Consider the following 20,629-nt stretch of genomic DNA (forward strand, 5'->3'; position numbering starts at 1 on the left):
GGCACATGTGAGGGTTTAGCCTGACGAGGAACTGAAGCCGCCCTTTTGCGGCGGATCAAAACAGACGCCAAGCGAGCGATACGAGGCTAGGCGCAACGAACTCCGCAAGAGGAGCCGGCGCCGGCCGAGGAGGATGTCATGGACGAGAAGCTCATCCTGAATCGACCCGACAGCCAGCAGGCGGTCGCGCCGATGAACCGTTACGAGATCACCGACAAGCCGGAGCGCAAGCGCGGCCAGATGCTTTTGTCGGCGCTTTTTCTCGGCGGTCTCGGCTCGGTGTTTGCCAGCCGCGACGAGGCCGGCGGCAAGGCTCCGGCGCATCAACAGGGGCTTGGCGACGGCGAGACGATGGCGCCCTCCGAAGAGCTGCAGGCCGGGCCAGATCTTGCCGGCGCGCTCGATGTCGTCAACGATGTCGCCGATTATTTCCGCGAACTGATAGCCGACTTCGCGCTGACGACCGGCGCGGTTGCAACCGTGACCGGCCGGCTGCGCGCATCGGTGCGGCTGTCCTTCGACGAAGGCCGTCCCGATACCAGCTTTGTCGACAGCCGGCCGTTCCAGCAGTCCATCCGTTCGGCCAACGACAACGACCTGCCGGACTTCGATTTTCCCCGGCTGTCGTCCTTCGGCAATCTGCCGTCGACCGGCGGCCCAAATGATGATGCGGATGATGACGACGACGATGACGGCAATGGCAACGGCGGTAACAACGGCGGCAATAACGGCGGCGGCAACAACGGTGGCGACGACGATGACGATGACGACGGCAGCACGCGCTCGAACCGGCTGCCGGTCGTCACCGGCCGCAACATCCTCGCCAACGGCGTCATGAACCTGTCGGCGATCATCCTGCTCGACGATCTCCTCGCCAACACGCGCGACCCCGACGGCGACCGGCTGACGGTCGCCAACCTGACCGTCTCTTCCGGTTGGGTGCGCGCCTATGCCGACGGCATGTGGCTCTATACGCCTGGCCGCGGCGAGATCGGCGAGGTCACCTTCAGCTATACCGTGTCGGATGGCACCGGCAGCGTTGCCAATGGCGCGCTTCTGGCGCTGCTCGACTGGCCGGCCCATGAGATCAGGGGCACCGAGAGAGCGGACGTTCTCGTCGGCACGCCGCGCCCCGACATCATCGCAGCCCTTGGCGGCGACGACATCGTCTATGGCCGCGAGGACGATGACCTGATCCTCGGCGGCGCCGGCAACGACACGCTTTTAGGCGGTGACGGCAACGACACTCTTCATGGTGAAGAGGGCAACGACCGGCTGTTCGGCGGCAATGGCAACGACATCCTGTTTGGCGGCGACGGCGACGACCAGCTCCATGGCGAGGCGGGCGACGATATCCTTATCGGCGAGGCCGGCCACGACACACTTTCGGGCGGCTTGGGCAACGACCAGCTGTTCGGTGAGGACGGCCGGGATGTTCTCGAGGGCGATGCCGGCGACGATCTCGTCGACGGCGGCGGCGAAGACGACCGGCTCACCGGGGGCACCGGCGACGACACGGTCCTGGCCGGCGGGGGCAACGACGTCATCGTCACCGGACCGACGAGCGAGGAGCTTCGCCGGGCAGAGGCAACACCGGCCGGAAACACCTCCGTCGCCCCCGAAGACGACGGCGGCGACCACTATTCCGGCGGCACCGGCTTCGACACGCTCGACGCCAGCACCGCCACAAAGACCATCGTCGTCGATCTCCAGCAGGGCACCGCCACCGGTGACGAGATCGGCACCGACACCCTCGACAGCATCGAGGCGGTCATTGCCGGCTCGGGCGACGACCAGCTCTCGGGAGACACCAAGGACAACACCCTCATCGGCAATGAGGGCAACGACACGATCGACGGTCGCGACGGCAACGACACCCTTGCAGGCGGAAACGGCAACGACATCGTTTCCGGCGGACACGGCAATGATACGGTCATTGTTCAGGTCGCCAGCGCGCAAGACTGTGATGATGATGTCGACGAACGCGACGACGACGATCAAGCGGATGACGACGATGGAAACGATACCTATTCCGGTGGCGAAGGCATCGACACGCTCGACATGTCGAGCCTTATCCAAACGGTGCTTGCAGACATCGAGGCGGGCATCGCCGAAGGCGAGGAGATCGGCGAAGATCGCATCGAGGGTTTCGAAGTCATCCTCGGCGGGCGGGGTGACGACAGGATTTCCGGCGGGCGTGGCGACGATCTTTTGGCCGGCGGCGGCGGCGATGACCGGCTGCGCGGCCGCGACGGCGACGACATTCTCGTCGGGGGAGCCGGGGACGATGAGCTGGAGGGCGATGACGGGAACGACACGTTCCTCGTCATCGTCGTCCCCGGTGCCGATGACGGCGACGACGAAATCGACGGAGACGATGGCTGCGATACCTATGACGCTTCGGCCGCAACACAGGCGGTGGTGATCGATCTCGATCGTGGCACGGCTGAGGGCACGGAGATCGGCTCGGACCTCCTGACCTCGATCGAGGCGGCGATCGGCGGCGATGGCGACGATGTGCTCATCGCCGGCAATGCCGTCAATTTCCTGGCCGGCGGCGATGGCGCCGATATCTTCGTGTTCCGCACGGTGGCATCGCTGGCCAATGTCGGCAGCGGTCGCGACGAGATCCGCGACTTCCAGGTCGGCGACCGCATCGACCTGTCGAAAATCGCCGAGGCCATCGGCGGTCTGGTCTTTGCCCAGTTCGCATCTGACGGCCAGACGGCGCCGGTGCACCAGATCACCTTCTATCACGAGGCCTTTGCCGACGGCGAACGCACCGTCGTTCGTGCCGTCGTCGACCTCGAACGCGACGAGGATCTCGAATTCCTCATCGCCGGCCGCCACGAGCTGACCGAACAGGATTTTATCCTGGCAGCCCTCGAAGGCCCGGCAGACCAGCCGAGAGACACCGTCTGAACAATCCGGAAATCAATTCGTCACGCGTTATGGGGAGAAGAAGACCATGAACACCACGGACAATTCCACAGCCGCCAGTGCCGCAATTGCCAGCAACTCGTCCGCCAAGCCGCAGTTCGGCATCACCTCGCGCATTGTCGTGTCTGCCGTGTTTGCCGCAACGCTGGTGTTCGGCGTCGGCGGCTGGGCCGCTCAGGCCAAGCTGTCGGGGGCCGTCATCACCCAGGGCCAGGTCGCCGTCTCCCAGCAGGTCAAGCTGATCCAGCACCGCGACGGCGGCATCGTCTCGGCGATCCCTGTCAGGAACGGCACCCACGTCAGGAAGGGCGACGTGCTCCTGCAGCTCGACGAGACCCAGACCCGGGTCGAGCTGACGATCGTGCGCGGCCAGCTGCAGCAGTTCTACGCCATGCGTGCCCGGTTGACGGCCGAACGCGATGGCGAGGCCACCGTCTCCTTCGATGGCCTCGATGTGCCGGAGATCCTCAAAGTGAGCGAGCTCAAGCTGTTTGAGGCCAATCGCCGGATGATCACCAGCCAGGAAGAGCAGATGCGGCTGCAGATCGGCCAGTTCGAGGAGCAGATCCGCGGACTGAAGGCCCAGACCGGTTCCAGCGACAAGGAAAAGGCGATCGTCGAGAAGGAGATCGTCAAGCTCGACACGCTTTTGAAGAGCGGCCTGGTGCCGGTCTCCGAACATCGCGATCTGTTGCGCCAGATGGCCCGTATCGACGGCTCCAAGGGCGAGCTGCTCGCGCGCATCGCCGAGGCACTCGGCCAGATCAGCGAACTGCGCATCAAGCTGATGTCGATCGACCAGAACAACCGCAAGGAAACCCAAGGGCAGATCGTCGGCCTCGAGGCCAAGATCGCCGAACTGACCGAGCGCGCGATCGCGGCAAAGGATCGGCTGTCGCGCATGGAAGTGCGCGCCCCCGTCGACGGTCTCGTCTACGACCTGCAGATCCACACCATCGGCGGCATCATCGCCCCCGGCGCCACCGCCATGTCGATCGTGCCCGAGGGCGAGGATCTGACGGTCGAGATTCGCATCCCGCCGGCCGACATCGACCGCATCGCGCCCGGCCAGCAGAGCCGCATGCGCTTTACCGTCTTCAACCAGAGAACGACGCCGGAACTCGACGGCCGCATCGACGTCGTTGCCGCCGCCACCACTCTCGACCGCAACACCGGACAGCCCTTCTATCTCGCAACCGTCGACATCACCTCACCGCTCGACAAGCTCGGCGGCCGCAAGCTCATGCCCGGCATGCCCGTCGAAGTCTTCGTCCAGACCGACGAGAGAACCGCCATCTCCTACCTCACAAAACCATTCACCGACCAAATGCTCAGAGCATTCAGAGAGGAGTGAGAGGGAGACTGTAGCTTGTCGCTTCACCAATCTGTGACAGACTCTCGATGTTGCGCGACAAATCGTTTGGCGAGGCAGTGGGGCAGTATCGCTGCCGCCAGCACGGATTCCCTGGGGCAAGCTTGGAGGCCCACGCTGTTAAACCCGAAAGCCCGCAAGGCTTTCACGACAACGCCGTGCTGCAAGCCGGAGACAATGGGCGCCGCCTTGACGGACGGTGATGCTCCACGCGCCCGTACATCTGTGTGCGATCTCGCGTGCCTGATCGCAACGCTATCCACAGAAACTCCGTGGCTGCTGGGCGAGCATCACCTATGCGCATCAGCGCAATATACCACTCCGGCCCGCTCAGCACGCCAGCAACTAACCGCCTCGCGAACTCTGCCAGGCGAAGATGTCTACGTCTTTGTTTCCGTCGATTCCATTGATGCCGTTCGATACTGCGGACGCCCGGTGGGACGGTAGGCTTGGATGATCACCCCGCCGGGAGTGGACCGCGATGCGACCAGTTCGAGTGCCCTATCCGGGCCGGTCTCGGGAAAGAGCCGCATACCCTGGCCGAGGATCAACGGGTAGGTGAAAAGGTTGATCTCATCGACCAGGTCGTTGTCGAGCAGCCAGCGGATGAAAGTGGTGCCGCCATGCACTTGCAACTCGCCGCCCGGCTTGGCCTTCAGGTCGCGGATCGCGGTCGCGACGTCGCCCGAAAGGACAGTGGTATTCCTCCATTTCGGGTCCCTGAGCGTATTCGATGCCACGTATTTGGGCCGTGTGTTCAAGGCGAGTGCGACGGGGTTGTCACGCGGGATCTCTTTGACCGCCCCCCAGGAGCCGGCAAAGACCTCGTACGTCCACCGGCCGAACAGAAACGCGTCGGCGCGCGCGTAGATCTGGCCCAATGCGGCCCCCGCCTCTTCGTCGAAGAGCGGCGCAATCCATCCGCCGCGCTCGAAGCAGCCGCGACGGTCCTCGTCGGCCGAACCGAGCCCTTGCATGACTCCATCAAGGGAGACATTCGTCATGGTAATCAATTTCATGATCTCGTTCCTTCCGGTTGGTCACCGTTTGATCGGGCCAGTTGCACGCGCCTTCGCTGCATAGACGAACGGCTGATCCGGAATTCGACAAACAATTCAAGAAATCTATTCGGCCGCCGTCAATCTTGCCCGCCGCCAGGCCGACGGGTCAGGCTTGCAGGAAGGTGCGTGCAAAGCCGGGTTCCGTTACCTCGATCGAGCCTTCCGGAAGCTTCAAAAAACGCTCGATCGCGGTGCCATAGGTTCGCATCCAGCTGTCCAGCATCGCCGCTGCCCCGTCGAGATCACCGGCCTCCAAAAGTTGCAACGCCTTGTGCATCATCTTGGCGACGCTCAATCGCAATTGCAGAAGCATCATCGCGGCAGTTTCCGGATCAGGTGCGTCCAGCGCTCCCTGCGCATGACCGCGCCGCAGTATCTCCGTGATGATCGGCAGGCTGGCTGCTTGGAGAGCCTCGTCGATGCGGTGATACAGCACGACGTTTTCCGGTTTGAACAGGGCGTTGAAGGTATTCTTCAGCTGCGGCGCCATTTCAAGCTTTAGTCGCCGCGAGCCGGCGAAAAGCGCATTCAACTGTCCAATGGCATCAAGCGAAGGGTCTTCGGCGAGGGGCTGCAGTGCCTCGAGATTCCTCTTCGCCAATCGGGTCGCTACCGCCTCCAGGAGCGCCTCCTTCGAAACGAAGTAGTGATAGAAAGCACCCTTCGAGACACCGGCCTCACGGATGACGTCGTTGACCGTCGTATTCTCGTATCCATGCTGAAAGAATAGCCGTTCGGCGCAATCGATCAGCTCCTTCGATCGGACCTCGGGCGATTTCTTTATTCTAGCCATAAGTGCTCCGAGAACTGCGCCTTAGCACGGTTTGCAATGTGTTCCACGATAGGTAAGGTGGTGTCCGCCCTTGAAACAAACCGACCGTCGGTCTATTTTTACTGCATCGATTGGAAGGTTTCAAGGAGCGTTTCGTGCGGCTAGCTCGATATGCCATCGCAGCTGCCACCATAGCCGGCATCGGCGCGGTGGCCTCCTGGTATTTGTTTCGTGCAGTTCCCGTCTCCGTTGTTGCCCCCAAGCGTGGCGATGCGGCAGAGATCGTATACGCGGACGGTGTCGTGGAGCCGCGCACCTGGGCGAAGGTCACACCGACCGTGGCCGAGCGGATCGTCGAACAATGCGATTGTGAAGGCGAGCGCGTCGCCAAGGGACAGGTGCTCGCCCGCCTCGACGACACGGAGGCGCGCGCAGCACTCAGCGAACTCCAGGCGCGCCTGACGCTGGCGCAGGAAGAATATCGGCGTAAGCTGACGCTGGCCGGAAAGCGTACGATCAGCGAACAGGAGGTCGACCAAGCGCGCAGCGAACTGGGCCAGCTCGAGGCCTTGGTAGCGGGTCGGCAGGCGCGGCTTGCGACCTACGTGTTGCGAGCACCGAGCGACGGCCAGGTCTTGCGGCAGGATGGCGAGATCGGCGAAGTCGCCGGACTCGGCACGGTGCTCTTTTGGGTCGGGGAACCGAAACCGCTGATCATCACGGCCGACGTCAACGAAGAGGACATTTCGCGCGTCGACGTCGGGCAGCGGGCGCTATTGAGATCGGATGCTTTTCCCGATCGCAAGCTCGAGGCGACCGTCGACAGCATCACGCCAAAAGGCGACCCGGTGACAAAGACCTATCGTGTCCGCTTCCGCCTGCCCGACGACACACCGCTGCGCATCGGCATGTCGACGGACGTCAACGTCATCGTGCGCGTATCGCATGGCGCTTTGATCATTCCAACCGTGGCTCTTGAAGGGACAAAGGTCGCCCTGCTCGACGGCGGGCGTCTCAAGATACAAGCCCTGAAGACGGGCATACGTGGCGCCGAAGGCGTCGAGATCCTGTCGGGTCTCGAAGACGACGCCCGTATCGTCTCGCCGTTCCCGACCGACCTTGCCGACGGTGCTCGCGTCAAGGCCGCGGCCGAGCCGGAGAAATGAGTTCGCCATGCGCCTCATCCTCGACATCGCGCTGACCCACATTTCCGGCCGGGGACGGCAGACGGTCGTCGCGATGCTGGGAGTTGCCGTTGGCGTCGGCTTTTCCATTGCCATGGCGGCCCTGATGCAGGGCGGCCAGGATGATTTCGTCCGTCAGCTCGTCGACACCATGCCGCATGTGCAGGTGACCGACGAGCAGCGCACGGCCCGGCGGCAACCGGCAGAGGACCAGTTCGATGCCGCCGCCATTTTCGGGCTCAGGCCGCGAGACGACCGCCGCGGCATCATCAACCCAACCGCAGCCCTCGCCTGGCTCAACGCCTGGATCCCGGGGCGCATTGCAGCGACGCTGAATGCGCAAGGGGTCATTCGCTATTCCGGCCAGGAGGTCGGCGCCGCAGTCCTCGGTATCGACCCGCAAGCCGAGCCCCGCGTCTCACCGATCATCGAGGATTTCAAGGCGGGAAGCTTCGCGACCCTCGCCGCCGGCGGCAACAACGTGGTCATCGGCGATACCATGGCCTCACGGCTGGGCGCCGGCCTCGGCGATACGATTACCGCGGTCTCGTCGGAAGGGCTTAGCCGCCGCTTCAAAATCGTCGGGCTGTTCCATACGGGCACCACCGCGCGTGACGAAGGAGAAGCCTACGTGCTGCAGAAGAACGCACAAATCCTCTCCGCGCGGCCGAATGCGATCAACCAGATCAATATCAAACTCGACGACCCGAACGCCGCGCCCGCGGTGGCGCGCCGCGTCGAAGCGGAGCTTGGCTACAAGGCGATTGCCTGGCAGGAGGCGAACGAGTCGATCCTGGAAGCGCTCGTCGTTCGCAATGTCATCATGTACACCGTCGTCGCCGCGATCATGTTGGTTGCAGGTTTCGGCATCTTCAACATCATCTCTACGATCACGCACGAAAAGGCGCGAGACATCGCCATCATGAAGTCGTTGGGTTTCACCGAGTCCGACATGCGCATTCTCTTTGTGCTCGAAGGTGTGGCCATCGCCACGGCCGGCACGCTGCTCGGCTGGGCGCTCGGCTTTGCGATGGTTTATGCGCTTTCCCTGGTGCGCTTCGAGATATCCGCAACCGGGCAAGAAATGACCCGGCTGCCGATCGCCTGGAGCATGCTTCACTATCTCATCGCCGCCGCCTTCGCACTCGGCTCGGCAGCCGTAGCCGGCTACCTGCCCGCAAGGCGCGCGGCCCGCGCAAATCCGGTCGACATCATCAGGGGGGCGACATGAGTTCACTCATCGAGGCCAAGGATCTCACGCGCATCCTCCAGGAAACGGTGCCGGTCACGCTGGTCAAGGAGGTGTCAGTGACGATCGCCGAACGGGAATTCGTCGCGGTCACCGGCCCGTCCGGCTCTGGCAAGTCGTCGCTTCTCTATCTGCTTGGCCTGCTCGATCGGCCGACCAGCGGCACGCTCATGATCCGCGGCCGGGACACCGATCTCATGGATGAACAGGAGCGGGCCGCCACGCGCCTTGAGAATATCGGCTTCGTCTTCCAGTTTCACTTCCTGCTGCCGGAGTTCACTGCGCGCGAGAATGTCGAGATCCCGATGCGCAAGCTTGGCCGCCTCGCCCGAGATGAGATGCGCCAAAGAGCAAGCGGTCTGCTCGAGGCACTGGGCCTTTCCGATCATCTCGACAAGCGTCCCGATCAGCTTTCGGGCGGCCAGCGTCAGCGCGTGGCGGTGGCAAGGGCACTCGCCAACGATCCACCACTGATCCTCGCCGACGAGCCGACCGGCAGCCTCGACAGCAACAGTTCCGAACAAGTCTTCACCATCCTGGAGACGCTGGTGCGCAAGCAGGGCAAGACGGTGGTCGCCGTGACGCACGATCTAGACATGGCTGCGCGTATGGACCGGCGCGTCCAGCTTGTAGATGGACGACTGCATTGAGTGAACATCGCTTTGGTATTCCCGGCGCCGGACAGGTTCATAGCCAAAACGGCCGTTCATCGTCACTTTGGGAACAAGAACGTTACTGCCGCTCTGAAACCCCATCCTTGCGGCCCATTTTCAGGTGCCTGTGCCCAGTACCGCGCACCCGCTGTGAAGCTCACGGGCTGCTCACCGAATTTCACCAGCTTTGACACCTGAAAATTGACCGGAACCGACCACTCGTCCTGGATCCAGTCGTACGTGCTTTCAGTATTCAGCGAATAAGTCCATGCATCGGGCGTAGTATAGGAAACGAAAGGCTGCAGATACGTCGAACTGACATCCTCCCGGTCACTCTGGCCGGCGAAAGACCAGATGTGGTTGGCCAGTATCCCGTATGTCCAAGGTCCTTCCTGTTTCAAGGCGACAGCCGTAGGACCAGCTCCCCATTTTCCACTCCCAAGTAGCTCATCGGTCGCTGTTGGGATCAGGAAGACCGGCCCAGCGCCCCAGATGATCCCGCCTGGGCCAGGTTGCTTGGGGGAAACGAAAAGGCTCTGAGTGATATCGCCGAGACCGAACTGGTGGCCGGATTGCCCGGCTATGTCATTTTGCGAGATCACGGGCAGGATTGTGCGCGAGATGATGTTCCAGTCTTCGTTCAGCGAGATTGGGATGACTGGTTGGATGTTGAGGACTTCGCGATTGCCATTCTCCGGGCCGTAACCGCGATCATAGTTGAACTGAAAGGGCACGCTGATGAGCGAAGCAATCGGATTGCTGAGCTTCTTGGCGAGCTCAGCACCGGACTCTTGAGCAACGGCTGACCCGGCGGTGGCCATCAAAGAGACAGTCAAACAAATAACTCTGTAGTGCGGCTTCATAGTGTCACCTCGGCCCCTGGATTCGAAGGTTTTCTGTGCTGCTTTAACTCAAGACGGCAGTGGTGCAGCTCGCGTAACGGCGCAGTGAGCGGACACGATCGGTCCGCTCGTTGTCTATAGACGTCCGCTAAACGTGGCGAACGGCACATGAGCATCCTAAAACCGTACGACCAAGCCTAGGATGGGCCCCTGCTGAACGGTGTCGAACACGAACCCATCATCGCTGTAGTCGACGCCCAAAGCGCGGTAGCCGGCAACTGCCGAAATCGTGTCGCTAAACCGGTAGCCTATCGTCGCAGCGACGTCCCAGTCGAGATCGGCACCACCTGCCCCAATGAACCCCCACCCTGTCAGATAGATTTCGGGAGTGAGCGAATAGGTGCCGCGAAGTCCGGCTAAACCGTCCACCCACGTTGCACCATCGCTTTTGGAACGCCCATCGAGAATGCCACCGCTGAAGGAAAGCTCGCTTTCGACGGACCAGACGCGCAGACCGCCGACGATTTCGAGCCGCGCGGCGCTGTCCTCAAAAACCGCATACCCCGCACCGAGCATCCCCGCGAAAGTCTCGGATTTGAGCTCGGCGTCTGTGGCAAGGATGCCTCTTGGCGTGCCGGCCTGCCCCGAAATCTTGGTATACATGACATCGCCGAAGATGCTGTAAGGTCCATTACGGGCCTCGCCCATCGCCATGGCGCCGAAATCGAGGTGATCGAAGATGTCGCTGAAACTGGCGTCGACGTCCACGGCAGGCAAGCCGAATTGCCCGAGTTCCCCCGACAAACCAGCTGCCCAGAAATAAGGCGCAAAAGTAAAGGTCCAGCCACTCTCCGTGGTCGTCTGCCGAGCCTCTGGCGTCATCGGCGAATAGATGTCCGCAGCCATTGCTCCATTACTAACGAGACATGTTCCGATCGCCGCCAGAGCGCGAAGTAGGTATAATTTCATGCTAGCCCCTAAAAGCGGCCGCCGATGCGGCCAAACTCGATTTGCGTCCGCGATTCAGACCCAGACGGAGATCGCGGTTTAAGCCGTTGCTGTTTTCGTGAAGGTCGGTCTCGTTCGACACGACGCGCGGGTGTCTAATAAGACACGCGGCGCTGTAGAAGGATACTTGGCGCAGCCCAATGGCAAACGCCCAGCGAGAACGCACCGCCTATGCAAATGCCGGCTGCTGCCTACTGTCCTCGGTCAGAGGACCACAAGAAGCAGAGGCGCCAGCCGAGCATCAGCACAATGGGGGGAGAACTATTCGGCCACAGTGATGCCGGGCGGCTGCCACGTCCCTTCGCCCGCCGGCAAGATCGAAGGCGCTTCCGTCTTCGGCCAGTACAGGCGCATCACGAGGTAGATTTTGTCATCCGGCGCCGGAAGCCAATTGGATTCCTTGTCCGCACCGGGGCTGTCCTTTTGGAGGTACAGCGTCAGCGAGCCGTCCGCATCCTTCTTCATCTCCGGCAACATCGGAGAGTTGATCAGGTAGCGATTGATCGGATTCTTGACCAGGAGCTGGCTCTTGCCGTCGTACATGGTAACGGACCAGAACGCATTTACTGGTGGCAACTGGCCGGCCGGGAAGGTCAGCGTGTAGTTGTGCTTGCTGCCGTCGAGCGGCGCACCGGCCGCGTCCGTTCGGGTATAGGGGTACATGGCTTCGACGGCATCATTGCCCAAGAGACCGCCCTTAGCGGCGCCTGCCCGCATCACCCAATCGCCATTGTAAAAGGCCTCGTCGCCAAAGAACGAGCCAACGTTCCAGCCGTTGATGTCCTTATTTCCGCTGGCCAGCCATTTGTCGACTTTGTCATTTCCCTGCTTCATGGCCACCAGGATTTCGGCTTTATGTTCGAGCGATAGTTCCTTGAAGTCGAAGGTCTTGCCGGGACCGATGCCAATCCTCGCAAGTTTCGCGCGAATCTCCTTGTCCCTTGCCGTCTCAGGGACGAACTGCAGGGCTGCGTCGAGATATTGGAAGAAGTTGTCCTTGATCCCGGCGGTGGTGGCAGGAAGGAACTCGATCGTGGCCGCGGCTGGCGGGGCCGGAGTTTTAAGAAAACCGGATAGCGGCTGGGCCTTGTAGCCGGCCTGAATATTCTCGACGTTCGGCATGTCGTCGGGGTTGAAGAGCTGCGTGCGGATAAGCGCGAGCGTGAACGGCGTCGTCGATTGGAAGACCTTCTTGATCCCCGAGGGCGTTTCACCCTTCCAGTCTGGGCCAACGACCAGATAATCGCCCGGCTCGGTCCCCGTGGCGCGCGTGCTGATGTAGCCGTAATTGTAGGTGTTGCAATCGATCAATTGGACCGAGTAGTAGCGGTCCTTTTCGATCACCGGCACCGAGATGACCATCGGCTCAGCGCGCAAATCCAGCCAGATGAACGAGTAAGGCGTGTCGCTGTTCGGCGTAATGACTGCCGTGTCAGCCGGGCTGGCGACATGGTGCATGTTGTTGATTTCGTTGAACGGCGCCTTGAATTGCCCCGAGTTTTTGTCAACGGCGAACTCTTGCATAACCGCATAAATCATCACCAGCGGCAGGCCGTAGATGAAGCCTTCCTCGGCGATGTCTTTTGCCTCGATAATGCCCGGGTAGCTTTGCGCCATCAGGAGGCTTGGCCTCGCAATCGCGGCGCTAGCGGCAATCACCGCGGTGGATCGAAGTAGATCTCTCTTCGTCAACATTTACCGTACTCCTTGATTATCGATGAGTTATCGAAACGGCGCGGGCTGTGGAGCAGCTCGGGAACCTTGGACGCAATCGTCCGGTTGCATTGGCTGGTGAGGTATTCGCGAGAGCTGAAGCGGGCTGCAGTCGGGGTCACACCGAGCCGCAACCGGCAGGTGCTAGTACAGAAATGCCCGCCGGTAGCCGCGCCTGGCCACGCCCGCATAGGAGAGCGGCGTCAACGGCATGCCGATGATGTCGATGAACACAGAGACCTCGGAGCCCTTCTCCGGCATTTCGCCGCCAACAACCTTGACCGTGTAAGTCAAGTTATCGTCGTTCAGCTCGGGATTCTCCAGGACGACGACGACCTGCTTGAGCTTGTCCCCTTCGAGGATCGACAGGTCGGCATTCGGCGGATCGGAAAGGAAGCTGTCCTTGCCCTTGCTCCAGAACGGCACGAAAGCGGCCGTCTCCATGTTCCCGGCAATGCGCTCGGGGCGGTCAGAGAAAAACAACGTCGCGCCGCCAACACCTTCGAGCGTCAGCTTGCTCGACGCCTTGTCGAATTTCATAGCACTTGCGGTTTGAACGAACAGGAAGTCGGCGACTTCTTCGGTTGCCTGCGCCAGTCGCGGCATGAACGGCACTGTCGTCGCCGCCGCGACAGAGGCTGCCAGCAGTAGGTTCCGTCTGGTTGTCATAGTCGCACCCCTCCTATAGGTCGCAAGACATGTGGGTCTCTACTTGTGCTACTCACATGTTTTACGGCACTAAACAGTATTCGCAATACGAAACCACTCATTTTGCGCCACGGTTGTCTTATTTCTGGAGTGTTGCATACATGGCTGAAATCCCGGTCATTTCCAATCGCATCCTGTCTGGCATGCCGGCCTTCATACGGCGTGAAATGGGGCAAAAGGCGCTGCTGCAGGCCAATCGTGCCATCGGCTTCGATCTCGAACTGACCGAGGGAGAGAACTGCTTCATCCCGCACGCGGCGGTAATCGGCTTCGTCGAGGCGGCTGCACGCGTCGCCGGTGAGGCCAACTTCGGAATTCTGATCACGCCGATGATGAACGTCGCCAACTATGGCAGCTTCGGACACTATGTGTTTGGCGCCGACACCCTGGGGCAGGCCATCGAGCGCAGCATTGCTGGCCTTCGTTATCATAGTACGGTCGATAGGATGTCAGCCGCAGTGGTTGGCGACGAGGTACGGTACAGCTATGTGTTCGCTTTGGCCGGCCACTCAGGATATGCCAGTATTGTCTGTGCCGCCGCGGGTGTCCTGCTCAGCCTCTTCAAGGCTTATCTGCCCCCTGACTGGCGACCGCTGCGCGTCGAGCTTGACACCGACAGACCGCGCCAGACAGGCCTTATTGAAGACGTCTTCCAGTGTCCGGTTCTTTTCAACGCACCCGCGACGAGCATCGTCACGGATCGCCATCATCTTTCCGCTGCTCCGAGGCCCGCTTCCTGGCCAATGGTCACCATCGAGGATGTGGCGCGAGACCGGCGAGGCGGCGCTCCACGAGATTTGCTCGAAGTCATCATGGAGCAGGTCCGGGTCCAAGTTCTCACCGGCAGCGTGTCGATCGATGGTGCCGCTCAATCGTTGGACACCAGCGTCCGGACCCTGCAACGGGAGCTGAACAGGGCCGGCACCGATTTTCGCGGGCTGGCGGGCGCCGCAAGGGTTCAACGAGCCATTGAACTGCTGTGGCACACGAACGGCTCGATCACGCGCGTGTCGGCGGAGTTGGGGTATTCGTCTCCAGCCAATTTCGCCCGGGCCTTCCGAAAGGCAACCGGCAACGGACCACGGGAGTTTCGCTCGAATATCTCGCGTTGAAGGTACGGCCGTTTGCCGTTCAGCAGCGCGAACGGCGACCAAGATGAGAAGTACCTGGTCAGTCTTGCTCCATGGGAAATTGGTCCATTCGTATTTGCCGCAACAAGTTCCGTCCGGCGATCAGCAATTCAGACAAGAATGCGACAAGCGATCCGATGAGCGAGACTATGGCACCACCAAAAAACCAGAAGAGATTTTCTTGGCGCAGTCCGATGGCAAGTGCACCAGCAAGTAGATTTAGGATTGCGCCGCCCGTGCAAATGCCGGCCATTACCCCAAGCACGACCGCAACTTCCAGAGCAAGTGCCCTTCGCCGCAGATACGCGAGCTGCATGCGAAACAATTTGCCCTGCTTACCCCTTTCCGCGACCTCGTTCAGCCGGTCCGATACTCTCCCGAGGCGAGTGGTGTAGATACTGACAAAGCCTGCGGTACCAGCCAACAAAAACACCGGCGCAAGGGATGTTTGTATGACAGAGGCAAGGTCGTTGACGATCGGCGGTGTGTCCATAATTCCTCTTAGTGCATTTCCAGGAAAAGCGCGAAGCGGTTTTCCGTCGGTAAATGCGCAAAAACAAAGAGATAGAGCGTTTCCCGGCTCCGTTTAAACCGGAAACGCTCTTAAGAAGCTGGCCCATTCGGTCCCGGTGGAGCAGTGGTGCCTTGAAGTTGCCGCGTGGCGTGAGCCGCAGCAGCTGAACCTTTGTCATCTCCGCTCACCTGGACGACAGGCTGAGCGAAATCGATCCCGTTGTCGCCAAACACCTGCATGAGCATCGTATATGCCTTGCGGCGGATCGCGGTTTGATCGCCAGGCTTACAGGTGAAGCCAACGCCGAGTTCGATGCCGTACTCGCCAATTTGCTCGACGCCCTTGAGCTTGAGTGGCTCGATGAATGACGAGCCGAGCTCCGGATCGGCCTGCAATTCCCCGCCGATTGCCTTGATGAGCTTGCGGACCTTGTCAAGATCGGTTTTGAAGGGGACACGGATGCGGAACTTATCAACCGACCAGTCACGGCTCAAGTTCTTGATGGCGCCAAGCGAACCGAAGGGCACCGTGAATATCGGTCCGCGATGGTGCCGCAGCCGGACCGATCGCAAACTGAAGGACTCGACTGTGCCTGTGTAACTTCCCGCCTCAATATACTCCCCGACGCGAAACGCATCGTCTAAAAGATAAAAAACACCGCTGACGATGTCCTTGACGAGCGTCTGTGAGCCGAACCCGATGGCCACGCCGACCACACCCGCACCGGCGATGAGCGGGCCTATCTGAACCCCCATCTGCGAGAGAACCGTAAGCGCGGCCACACTAAGAAGCCCCGCGGCCAACGCGTTGCGGAATACAGGCAGCAAGGTGCGAAGCCGGCCTTGGCGGGCGATCTCATTCGGTGTGAGTGCTCTTCCATCGCCAACGCGGCCGAGCTGACGGCCAATGTAAGCATTCCCCAACTGCCAAACGAGGTCGATGACCAGCAAGATGACGACGCTGTTGAAGGCGCCGGTTATGATTGTCTTGGCGAGCGCCAGCTGACCAGTAATGGGCTGGAAATTGTGACGCCAAACGAATGCGATCCAATCCACTGCGATGATGATGATGATCGCTCGCGCGCCTCGTACAAGCAGCACTGTCTTCGGATCCGTCGCATCACCGTCATTCCAGCGTGAAGCCGCAAACGCGTGGGTCAACTTGTCAGCGATTGACAGGACACGGGGCACAACGACAAACATAATGCCGAGCCAAAATAGCGCCAGGAAACCACCGCACCAGAGCAGCCAGAGCGTTACGGCGCCGGCAATGCCGGTTGTCCGAGGCACGCGTCGGCCCAAAAGCTGTGCATCATCGCTGGAGCGGTTGCGGCCGATAGCTTCGATCGCGATCAGAAGAAGCAGGCCCGAAAATCCAATGGCAATCAAGGAACAGACGTCCTCGGCAACGGCGAGCCGCTCGCATATGGCCGAGAATGCCATCGCCGCTGCTAGCACCGCGACGAACAGCCGGACACGGGGATATGCCTTAGCCATCGGCACGGAAACGGTCATCGCCAGCCGGCAAAGCGCCAGCACGCTTCGGTAGGCGACTGTCGCGACGAGCGAATAAAGCACGACCACACGCATGAGCGGCGGCCAAGGAAAGATGAGAAAGACGAAGGCAACCGTCGCCGTGAAAATCAAGAGTGGCGCAAACTCCGTCTGCATCTGCGACAAGAGTTGATTGGGCAAGGTCACGGCTGGCACTGAACGACGAAGGAACCATTCCGTGCAAAAGCCAATGCCCGCGATGATGCCAATCATCAGGATCCCGGGGGCAAATCCACTATCGTGCGCCTCTTGCCGGACCGACGAGGCTGCGCGGTAGACTTCGCTGCCTACACGTGGCACGGCAGACAAAAGGACGTTGAGGCGGGTACGCGAGCGGGCCTCTAAGTCGTCGATGACCCGCGCTACCTCGGCGGCCCCTTTTTCGGGAACTGCTGCCTGCCTTTGCGCCAGCCATGTCTTCACGTCCGCGTCTTCGAGAAGACGCAGCAGCTCGGCCACCTTTGGCGGTTCTGCTGTGCTCGTTGCCGGCGCCTGCGCCTGCGCGTGCGACAGGGAAACAACCGACAGGCAGATGAGCAGGCTCAGTAACAGGAAGCGAATGATGAACATGTAACCCCGTCGCAGCCACCGCGCTGACCGTTCTCAAATACGGCGGTAAATAACCCCGAACTGATGCTGATCCGACAGAATCAGTCGGATCAGCTTGGCAGGCGGAACCAACCGGAAAACACCTTTGTTGCGATCAGTCCATCGAAAATATTCTGTATTCACTCGGCCAGCCCGACTTCACCTGGCTTCCAGGACTTATCGAACCACGGCTCGAGCGGCCTGCAGGCGCAGAAGGAAATTCCACCCTTTGCAGGCAACTGGCCGTGCCCAGTCGGCGCTACTGTCGCTCGGAACATCGCGGGCGACGCACGAAGTGGGAAAAAGGGTGAAAGATTTAAATCGAACTGGTGCAAACAAGCTCTGGCATCAGTCGATGTAGACCACGACGTAGCGCCCACCATAGGGCTGGTAATAGACCCCGCCGCAGCGCCAGATCACAACGCCGTTGACGCTGGTCCTGACACAGCCCGTGGGCAGCGCGGCGACGTAGACAGTGGAGCGGCGGATTACGCGGCGGGTGGTGCGACGCGCAACACCTGCAACGCTGCCCGGGGTCGCGGGGTGCCCAACGACCGCCTGGGCCTCCGATACGAACGAGCCGAACGGCATCGGTACAAGATGGTCGCCTACGAGCAGGGCGAGGCCGACGACTGTGGCGCAAAGGATCTTTCCGTACATCTTGCGCATCTTCATTCTCCCACCTCCAGCGATATGTCGCCGGTGACGTCTGCATGTATCTGTTCGAGTTTCCTGGCGTTCGCTGGCGGCGTGAATTTAAACTGAGCGCCGCCGATGGCGCCTGCCTTCCAGTCGCTGAGCCTGAGCGAGTATTCCGGCGCTCCGGTTACCCATTTGGTCGTGATGACATATTTGAGCGGCAACGGCTTGTTGCCCTTGCTGACCCAGATCTGCCAGTCGACGATATCTGTTCTGAAGGCGAGGTGATCGCACTCGACCCCACCAATGAATGCCGACCCCACGTGAGTACCCTTGGTAACCCCGTCTGTAAGGACGGTATAGGGGTCGCTTGCGAGCAGATCGGCTCCCGGTGCATCGAGACCGGTAGCGGCGCGAAGTTCGTCTGCTGCCTCCTCAACACTTGGTCCCGGACTTTGCAGCTGCGCGTAGACGTTCATGCCTTTGCTGTGGAGCGAGATCGTGCTGCCGTCGAACACTACCTCCGCATCGGCGAATGGCCCTTGCCGCGTCAACAGGAAACCCTTGGTGCGATCGAGCGCAATGGTACCCGATGCGCTGTACTGGATCTTCTGTCCCTCAAGGTCGACGATTTCCTGGTCTGCGTCATAGGCGACTCTAAGAGACGGCATCGATTTAAGATTGTCGCTCATCGCAGCGAGAATCTTGGCAGCTTCGGGTTCTATCGCGTCCTGGGCCGAAGCGGACCATGCCGCCGCACAGGCGGTGGCCGCTATGATCAACGTGTACGGGCGCCAGGTTGCACCCGGCCATTTCAGTTTCAATTTTCTCATCCGCTATCCTCAGACCCCGCTCTCCGACTTGGCACGTCCACCAACGGCCCTTTCGGTCTTGCTTCCAAAACGCCTTCCAATCAAAAGCATTCCAAATCAATAATATACTGCTATAGTAACGCCGCTTACGTCTTGCCTTTTCACGCCAATTTAGCGTTGTGAGTGTTGAATACTGCACCTTCGATCAGGATCAGGACGTTCTTGGCCATCGCGCCGTATCTGGCGAAGCACGATGTCTCGGCGATTGAGTTCTGCAAACGCCTCGGCATTTCGCCAAACGTATTCCAGAATGCCGATGGCTGGCTTGCGCGCGCCCAGTGCTTTCGCTTGGGCAATGAGCTGGCGGCGGTCGCGGGGGACCCGTTCGCTGGCGCGCATATCGGCTCCTCGACCGACCTGCGTGAGTTCGGCGGGTGGGGACAGCGTTCTGGCAGCGAGGGACGTTGCCCACGCTTGCGCGCTCGCGTCCGCCAATGTGTCCTCGATCCACCGCGGTTCAGATGTACGCTTCCTGGTGGAGGGCAAAACCGCGCGAATCGTCTTTCGCTTCACGGACCGTTGCGAATTCGATCCCAGGCAGTTCATCTTCGGCAGTCTCGCGGTTTTGCGAAAAGTGCCGCTTTTGGCGGGCGAAGCGTCCGGAATAAGGGTTCGACTGACCGCGACAAAAACACGAGGGGCCGAGGCACTCGAAGAGTGCTGGGGTCCCAATATCGAATTGGGGTGCGAGCACGACATGATCGAAATTGATCGGGAGTTGCTCGATCTGCCTCTCAAAACGCAGGAAACCGGACCCTCAAAGGCGACGGCGGCCCTGATCTCGACGGTGGAGGTGGCGCGACTGCTCAGCGACAGACTCTCCTACGAGCGTGAACTTAGCTTGAAGGCCGTGGCAGCAAGAGTTCGGATGTCCGCCCGCACCCTGCAGAGGCGCCTGAAATACTGCGGCGTCGAGTTCGAGGAACTGCTTGATGAGACTCGAAGAAGCGAGGCCATCCGGCTGATCCGCGAAGGAGGTCACAGCATGACCGAGATCGCCTATAGGGTAGGTTACAGCGATCCCGCTCATTTCACGCGCGCGTTTAGACGTTGGACAGGGATGGCGCCATCTCGATTTCCTCCAGACCATCAATGAGATAGATAAAGGGAAGTCGTGCAAATACTGGCTTCCCTCCTTGCATGATTGTTTTATGGACTTAGGCGGATCCGTCGGGATGCGAGCCACGACACTCCTCCCAGAGGACGAGCAAGGCGACACCTGGCTTCTTGAGCTCGACAGCAAGATCGGCCCAGTTCGGCTCGACGCGTCTTCAGGTGAGATCCAGCGCCGAAGCTGATTCCCGTCGCAGTAATTCAAAGTGCTACAGCGGTCTGTGCGCGTCTAATAAGACGCGCTGCGTTGTAGGACCTTAGTCCGAGACGGACCGGCAAAGGTCGTAGGTGCGTTGCCGAATCTCACTCCCCATGCATACTCGGGCAGGCAAAGCGCCCACGGAACAACGGCCCGCCCCGCCGCCGTGAGCGCGAGTGGTCCCAGAGCGAAGGCCCCCAAGCCCGATACCGCAGCGCTCTGGGACCCGCCTTCTGGCGCAACTGCCCGCCCTCTCACATCACTTTCAGGTCTCCGACTGCTGACTACGATCGGGGCTTTCTGGCGCTGAAGATTGGTTGCGGCGACAGGATTCGAACCTGCGACCTCCAATTTATGAGGCTGGCGACCTACCGGGCTCCACGCCGTGGACCGGTCAGATGACCGTTCCACGACTCGCTATCACGCATGTGCCCCCTATTGGAGCCGGCTTTTCTGTTTGCAAACAGCCCCGCGGAAACGTGCTGTCGCTAGCCAGGGAGTATGCCGCGCTGGCGCACT

Annotated in this window: 18 protein-coding genes; 7 read left to right on the top strand and 11 right to left on the bottom strand. The window is 60.7% G+C overall.

Features of this window, described 5'->3' with window-relative positions:
• Positions 1 to 138: 138 nt before the first annotated feature.
• Entirely contained in the window at positions 139 to 2,922 is a 2,784-nt protein-coding gene (locus C6558_RS07145; protein WP_107027082.1) for a calcium-binding protein, read from the top strand.
• Positions 2,923 to 2,968: 46 nt separating this feature from the next.
• Entirely contained in the window at positions 2,969 to 4,294 is a 1,326-nt protein-coding gene (locus tag C6558_RS07150; protein WP_107027083.1) for an HlyD family type I secretion periplasmic adaptor subunit, read from the top strand.
• Between the two features lie 398 nt (positions 4,295 to 4,692).
• Here the strand turns inward: C6558_RS07150 and C6558_RS07155 are convergent, their stop codons facing one another.
• Together C6558_RS07155 and C6558_RS07160 are read right to left on the bottom strand one after the other, a co-directional pair.
• A complete protein-coding gene (locus tag C6558_RS07155; protein WP_107027084.1) occupies positions 4,693 to 5,331 on the bottom strand; it encodes a dihydrofolate reductase family protein in 639 nt (212 codons plus the stop codon).
• 148 nt (positions 5,332 to 5,479) lie between these two features.
• Entirely contained in the window at positions 5,480 to 6,166 is a 687-nt protein-coding gene (locus tag C6558_RS07160; RefSeq protein ID WP_107027085.1) for a TetR/AcrR family transcriptional regulator, read from the bottom strand.
• Between the two features lie 134 nt (positions 6,167 to 6,300).
• Between C6558_RS07160 and C6558_RS07165 the strand changes: the two genes are divergently transcribed.
• The 3 genes from C6558_RS07165 to C6558_RS07175 are packed head-to-tail and all read left to right on the top strand — an operon-like array spanning position 6,301 to position 9,228.
• Complete coding sequence (locus C6558_RS07165) at positions 6,301 to 7,311, top strand: efflux RND transporter periplasmic adaptor subunit (protein ID WP_107027129.1); 1,011 nt, start codon at positions 6,301 to 6,303, stop codon at positions 7,309 to 7,311.
• Between the two features lie 7 nt (positions 7,312 to 7,318).
• A complete protein-coding gene (locus C6558_RS07170) occupies positions 7,319 to 8,560 on the top strand; it encodes an ABC transporter permease (protein WP_025430462.1) in 1,242 nt (413 codons plus the stop codon).
• Positions 8,557 to 9,228 (top strand): ABC transporter ATP-binding protein, encoded by a 672-nt coding sequence (locus C6558_RS07175; RefSeq protein ID WP_025430463.1) that lies wholly within the window; start codon positions 8,557 to 8,559, stop codon positions 9,226 to 9,228. The genes C6558_RS07170 and C6558_RS07175 overlap by 4 nt, the downstream gene beginning before the upstream one ends.
• 62 nt (positions 9,229 to 9,290) lie before the next feature.
• On the opposite strand, the gene C6558_RS07180 is transcribed toward C6558_RS07175, so the two are convergent.
• The 4 genes from C6558_RS07180 to C6558_RS07195 form a co-directional block, all read right to left on the bottom strand.
• Positions 9,291 to 10,094, bottom strand: a complete 804-nt coding sequence (locus C6558_RS07180; RefSeq protein WP_025430464.1) for a hypothetical protein — start codon at positions 10,092 to 10,094, stop codon at positions 9,291 to 9,293.
• Positions 10,095 to 10,250: 156 nt separating this feature from the next.
• On the bottom strand, positions 10,251 to 11,042 hold the full coding sequence (locus C6558_RS07185; RefSeq protein WP_057206967.1) for a hypothetical protein: 792 nt from the start codon (positions 11,040 to 11,042) through the stop codon (positions 10,251 to 10,253).
• Positions 11,043 to 11,342: 300 nt separating this feature from the next.
• A complete protein-coding gene (locus tag C6558_RS07190) occupies positions 11,343 to 12,776 on the bottom strand; it encodes a DUF1254 domain-containing protein (RefSeq protein WP_107027086.1) in 1,434 nt (477 codons plus the stop codon).
• Between the two features lie 162 nt (positions 12,777 to 12,938).
• Complete coding sequence (locus C6558_RS07195; protein WP_199196985.1) at positions 12,939 to 13,463, bottom strand: hypothetical protein; 525 nt, start codon at positions 13,461 to 13,463, stop codon at positions 12,939 to 12,941.
• 140 nt (positions 13,464 to 13,603) lie between these two features.
• Here C6558_RS07195 and C6558_RS07200 point away from each other — a divergent pair, with 140 nt between their 5' ends.
• Entirely contained in the window at positions 13,604 to 14,614 is a 1,011-nt protein-coding gene (locus C6558_RS07200) for an AraC family transcriptional regulator (protein WP_107027087.1), read from the top strand.
• Positions 14,615 to 14,672: 58 nt separating this feature from the next.
• On the opposite strand, the gene C6558_RS07205 is transcribed toward C6558_RS07200, so the two are convergent.
• The 5 genes from C6558_RS07205 to C6558_RS40615 all read right to left on the bottom strand — a co-directional run bounded on the left by C6558_RS07205 (position 14,673) and on the right by C6558_RS40615 (position 19,137).
• Positions 14,673 to 15,125, bottom strand: coding sequence for a DUF2721 domain-containing protein (locus C6558_RS07205; RefSeq protein ID WP_025430469.1), 453 nt, complete (start codon positions 15,123 to 15,125; stop codon positions 14,673 to 14,675).
• A gap of 110 nt (positions 15,126 to 15,235) precedes the next feature.
• On the bottom strand, positions 15,236 to 17,269 hold the full coding sequence (locus C6558_RS07210) for a mechanosensitive ion channel family protein (protein WP_107027088.1): 2,034 nt from the start codon (positions 17,267 to 17,269) through the stop codon (positions 15,236 to 15,238).
• A gap of 366 nt (positions 17,270 to 17,635) precedes the next feature.
• Complete coding sequence (locus C6558_RS07215; protein ID WP_057206957.1) at positions 17,636 to 17,962, bottom strand: hypothetical protein; 327 nt, start codon at positions 17,960 to 17,962, stop codon at positions 17,636 to 17,638.
• A complete protein-coding gene (locus C6558_RS07220) occupies positions 17,959 to 18,759 on the bottom strand; it encodes a DUF2092 domain-containing protein (protein ID WP_107027089.1) in 801 nt (266 codons plus the stop codon). The genes C6558_RS07215 and C6558_RS07220 overlap by 4 nt, the downstream gene beginning before the upstream one ends.
• A 150-nt stretch (positions 18,760 to 18,909) precedes the next feature.
• On the bottom strand, positions 18,910 to 19,137 hold the full coding sequence (locus C6558_RS40615; RefSeq protein ID WP_245449139.1) for a hypothetical protein: 228 nt from the start codon (positions 19,135 to 19,137) through the stop codon (positions 18,910 to 18,912).
• 97 nt (positions 19,138 to 19,234) lie between these two features.
• Here C6558_RS40615 and C6558_RS07225 point away from each other — a divergent pair, with 97 nt between their 5' ends.
• Entirely contained in the window at positions 19,235 to 19,894 is a 660-nt protein-coding gene (locus tag C6558_RS07225; protein ID WP_245449140.1) for a helix-turn-helix transcriptional regulator, read from the top strand.
• The last annotated feature ends 735 nt before the right edge of the window (positions 19,895 to 20,629 follow it).

The organism is Ensifer sp. NM-2 (assembly GCF_003024455.1).
Taxonomy (GTDB): domain Bacteria; phylum Pseudomonadota; class Alphaproteobacteria; order Rhizobiales; family Rhizobiaceae; genus Ensifer; species Ensifer canadensis.

Excerpts from the sequence above, each read along its gene's own strand:
- C6558_RS07175 (WP_025430463.1), top strand. The coding sequence starts at position 8,557 with ATGAGTTCACTCATCGAGGCCAAGGATCTCACGCGCATCCTCCAGGAA.
- C6558_RS07160 (WP_107027085.1), bottom strand. The coding sequence starts at position 6,166 with ATGGCTAGAATAAAGAAATCGCCCGAGGTCCGATCGAAGGAGCTGATC.
- C6558_RS40615 (WP_245449139.1), bottom strand. The coding sequence starts at position 19,137 with ATGCGCGCCAGCGAACGGGTCCCCCGCGACCGCCGCCAGCTCATTGCC.
- C6558_RS07205 (WP_025430469.1), bottom strand. The coding sequence starts at position 15,125 with ATGGACACACCGCCGATCGTCAACGACCTTGCCTCTGTCATACAAACA.
- C6558_RS07180 (WP_025430464.1), bottom strand. The coding sequence starts at position 10,094 with ATGAAGCCGCACTACAGAGTTATTTGTTTGACTGTCTCTTTGATGGCC.
- C6558_RS07185 (WP_057206967.1), bottom strand. The coding sequence starts at position 11,042 with ATGAAATTATACCTACTTCGCGCTCTGGCGGCGATCGGAACATGTCTC.
- C6558_RS07145 (WP_107027082.1), top strand. The coding sequence starts at position 139 with ATGGACGAGAAGCTCATCCTGAATCGACCCGACAGCCAGCAGGCGGTC.
- C6558_RS07210 (WP_107027088.1), bottom strand. The coding sequence starts at position 17,269 with ATGTTCATCATTCGCTTCCTGTTACTGAGCCTGCTCATCTGCCTGTCG.
- C6558_RS07195 (WP_199196985.1), bottom strand. The coding sequence starts at position 13,463 with ATGACAACCAGACGGAACCTACTGCTGGCAGCCTCTGTCGCGGCGGCG.
- C6558_RS07220 (WP_107027089.1), bottom strand. The coding sequence starts at position 18,759 with ATGAGAAAATTGAAACTGAAATGGCCGGGTGCAACCTGGCGCCCGTAC.
- C6558_RS07200 (WP_107027087.1), top strand. The coding sequence starts at position 13,604 with ATGGCTGAAATCCCGGTCATTTCCAATCGCATCCTGTCTGGCATGCCG.
- C6558_RS07150 (WP_107027083.1), top strand. The coding sequence starts at position 2,969 with ATGAACACCACGGACAATTCCACAGCCGCCAGTGCCGCAATTGCCAGC.
- C6558_RS07190 (WP_107027086.1), bottom strand. The coding sequence starts at position 12,776 with ATGTTGACGAAGAGAGATCTACTTCGATCCACCGCGGTGATTGCCGCT.
- C6558_RS07170 (WP_025430462.1), top strand. The coding sequence starts at position 7,319 with ATGCGCCTCATCCTCGACATCGCGCTGACCCACATTTCCGGCCGGGGA.
- C6558_RS07155 (WP_107027084.1), bottom strand. The coding sequence starts at position 5,331 with ATGAAATTGATTACCATGACGAATGTCTCCCTTGATGGAGTCATGCAA.
- C6558_RS07215 (WP_057206957.1), bottom strand. The coding sequence starts at position 17,962 with ATGAAGATGCGCAAGATGTACGGAAAGATCCTTTGCGCCACAGTCGTC.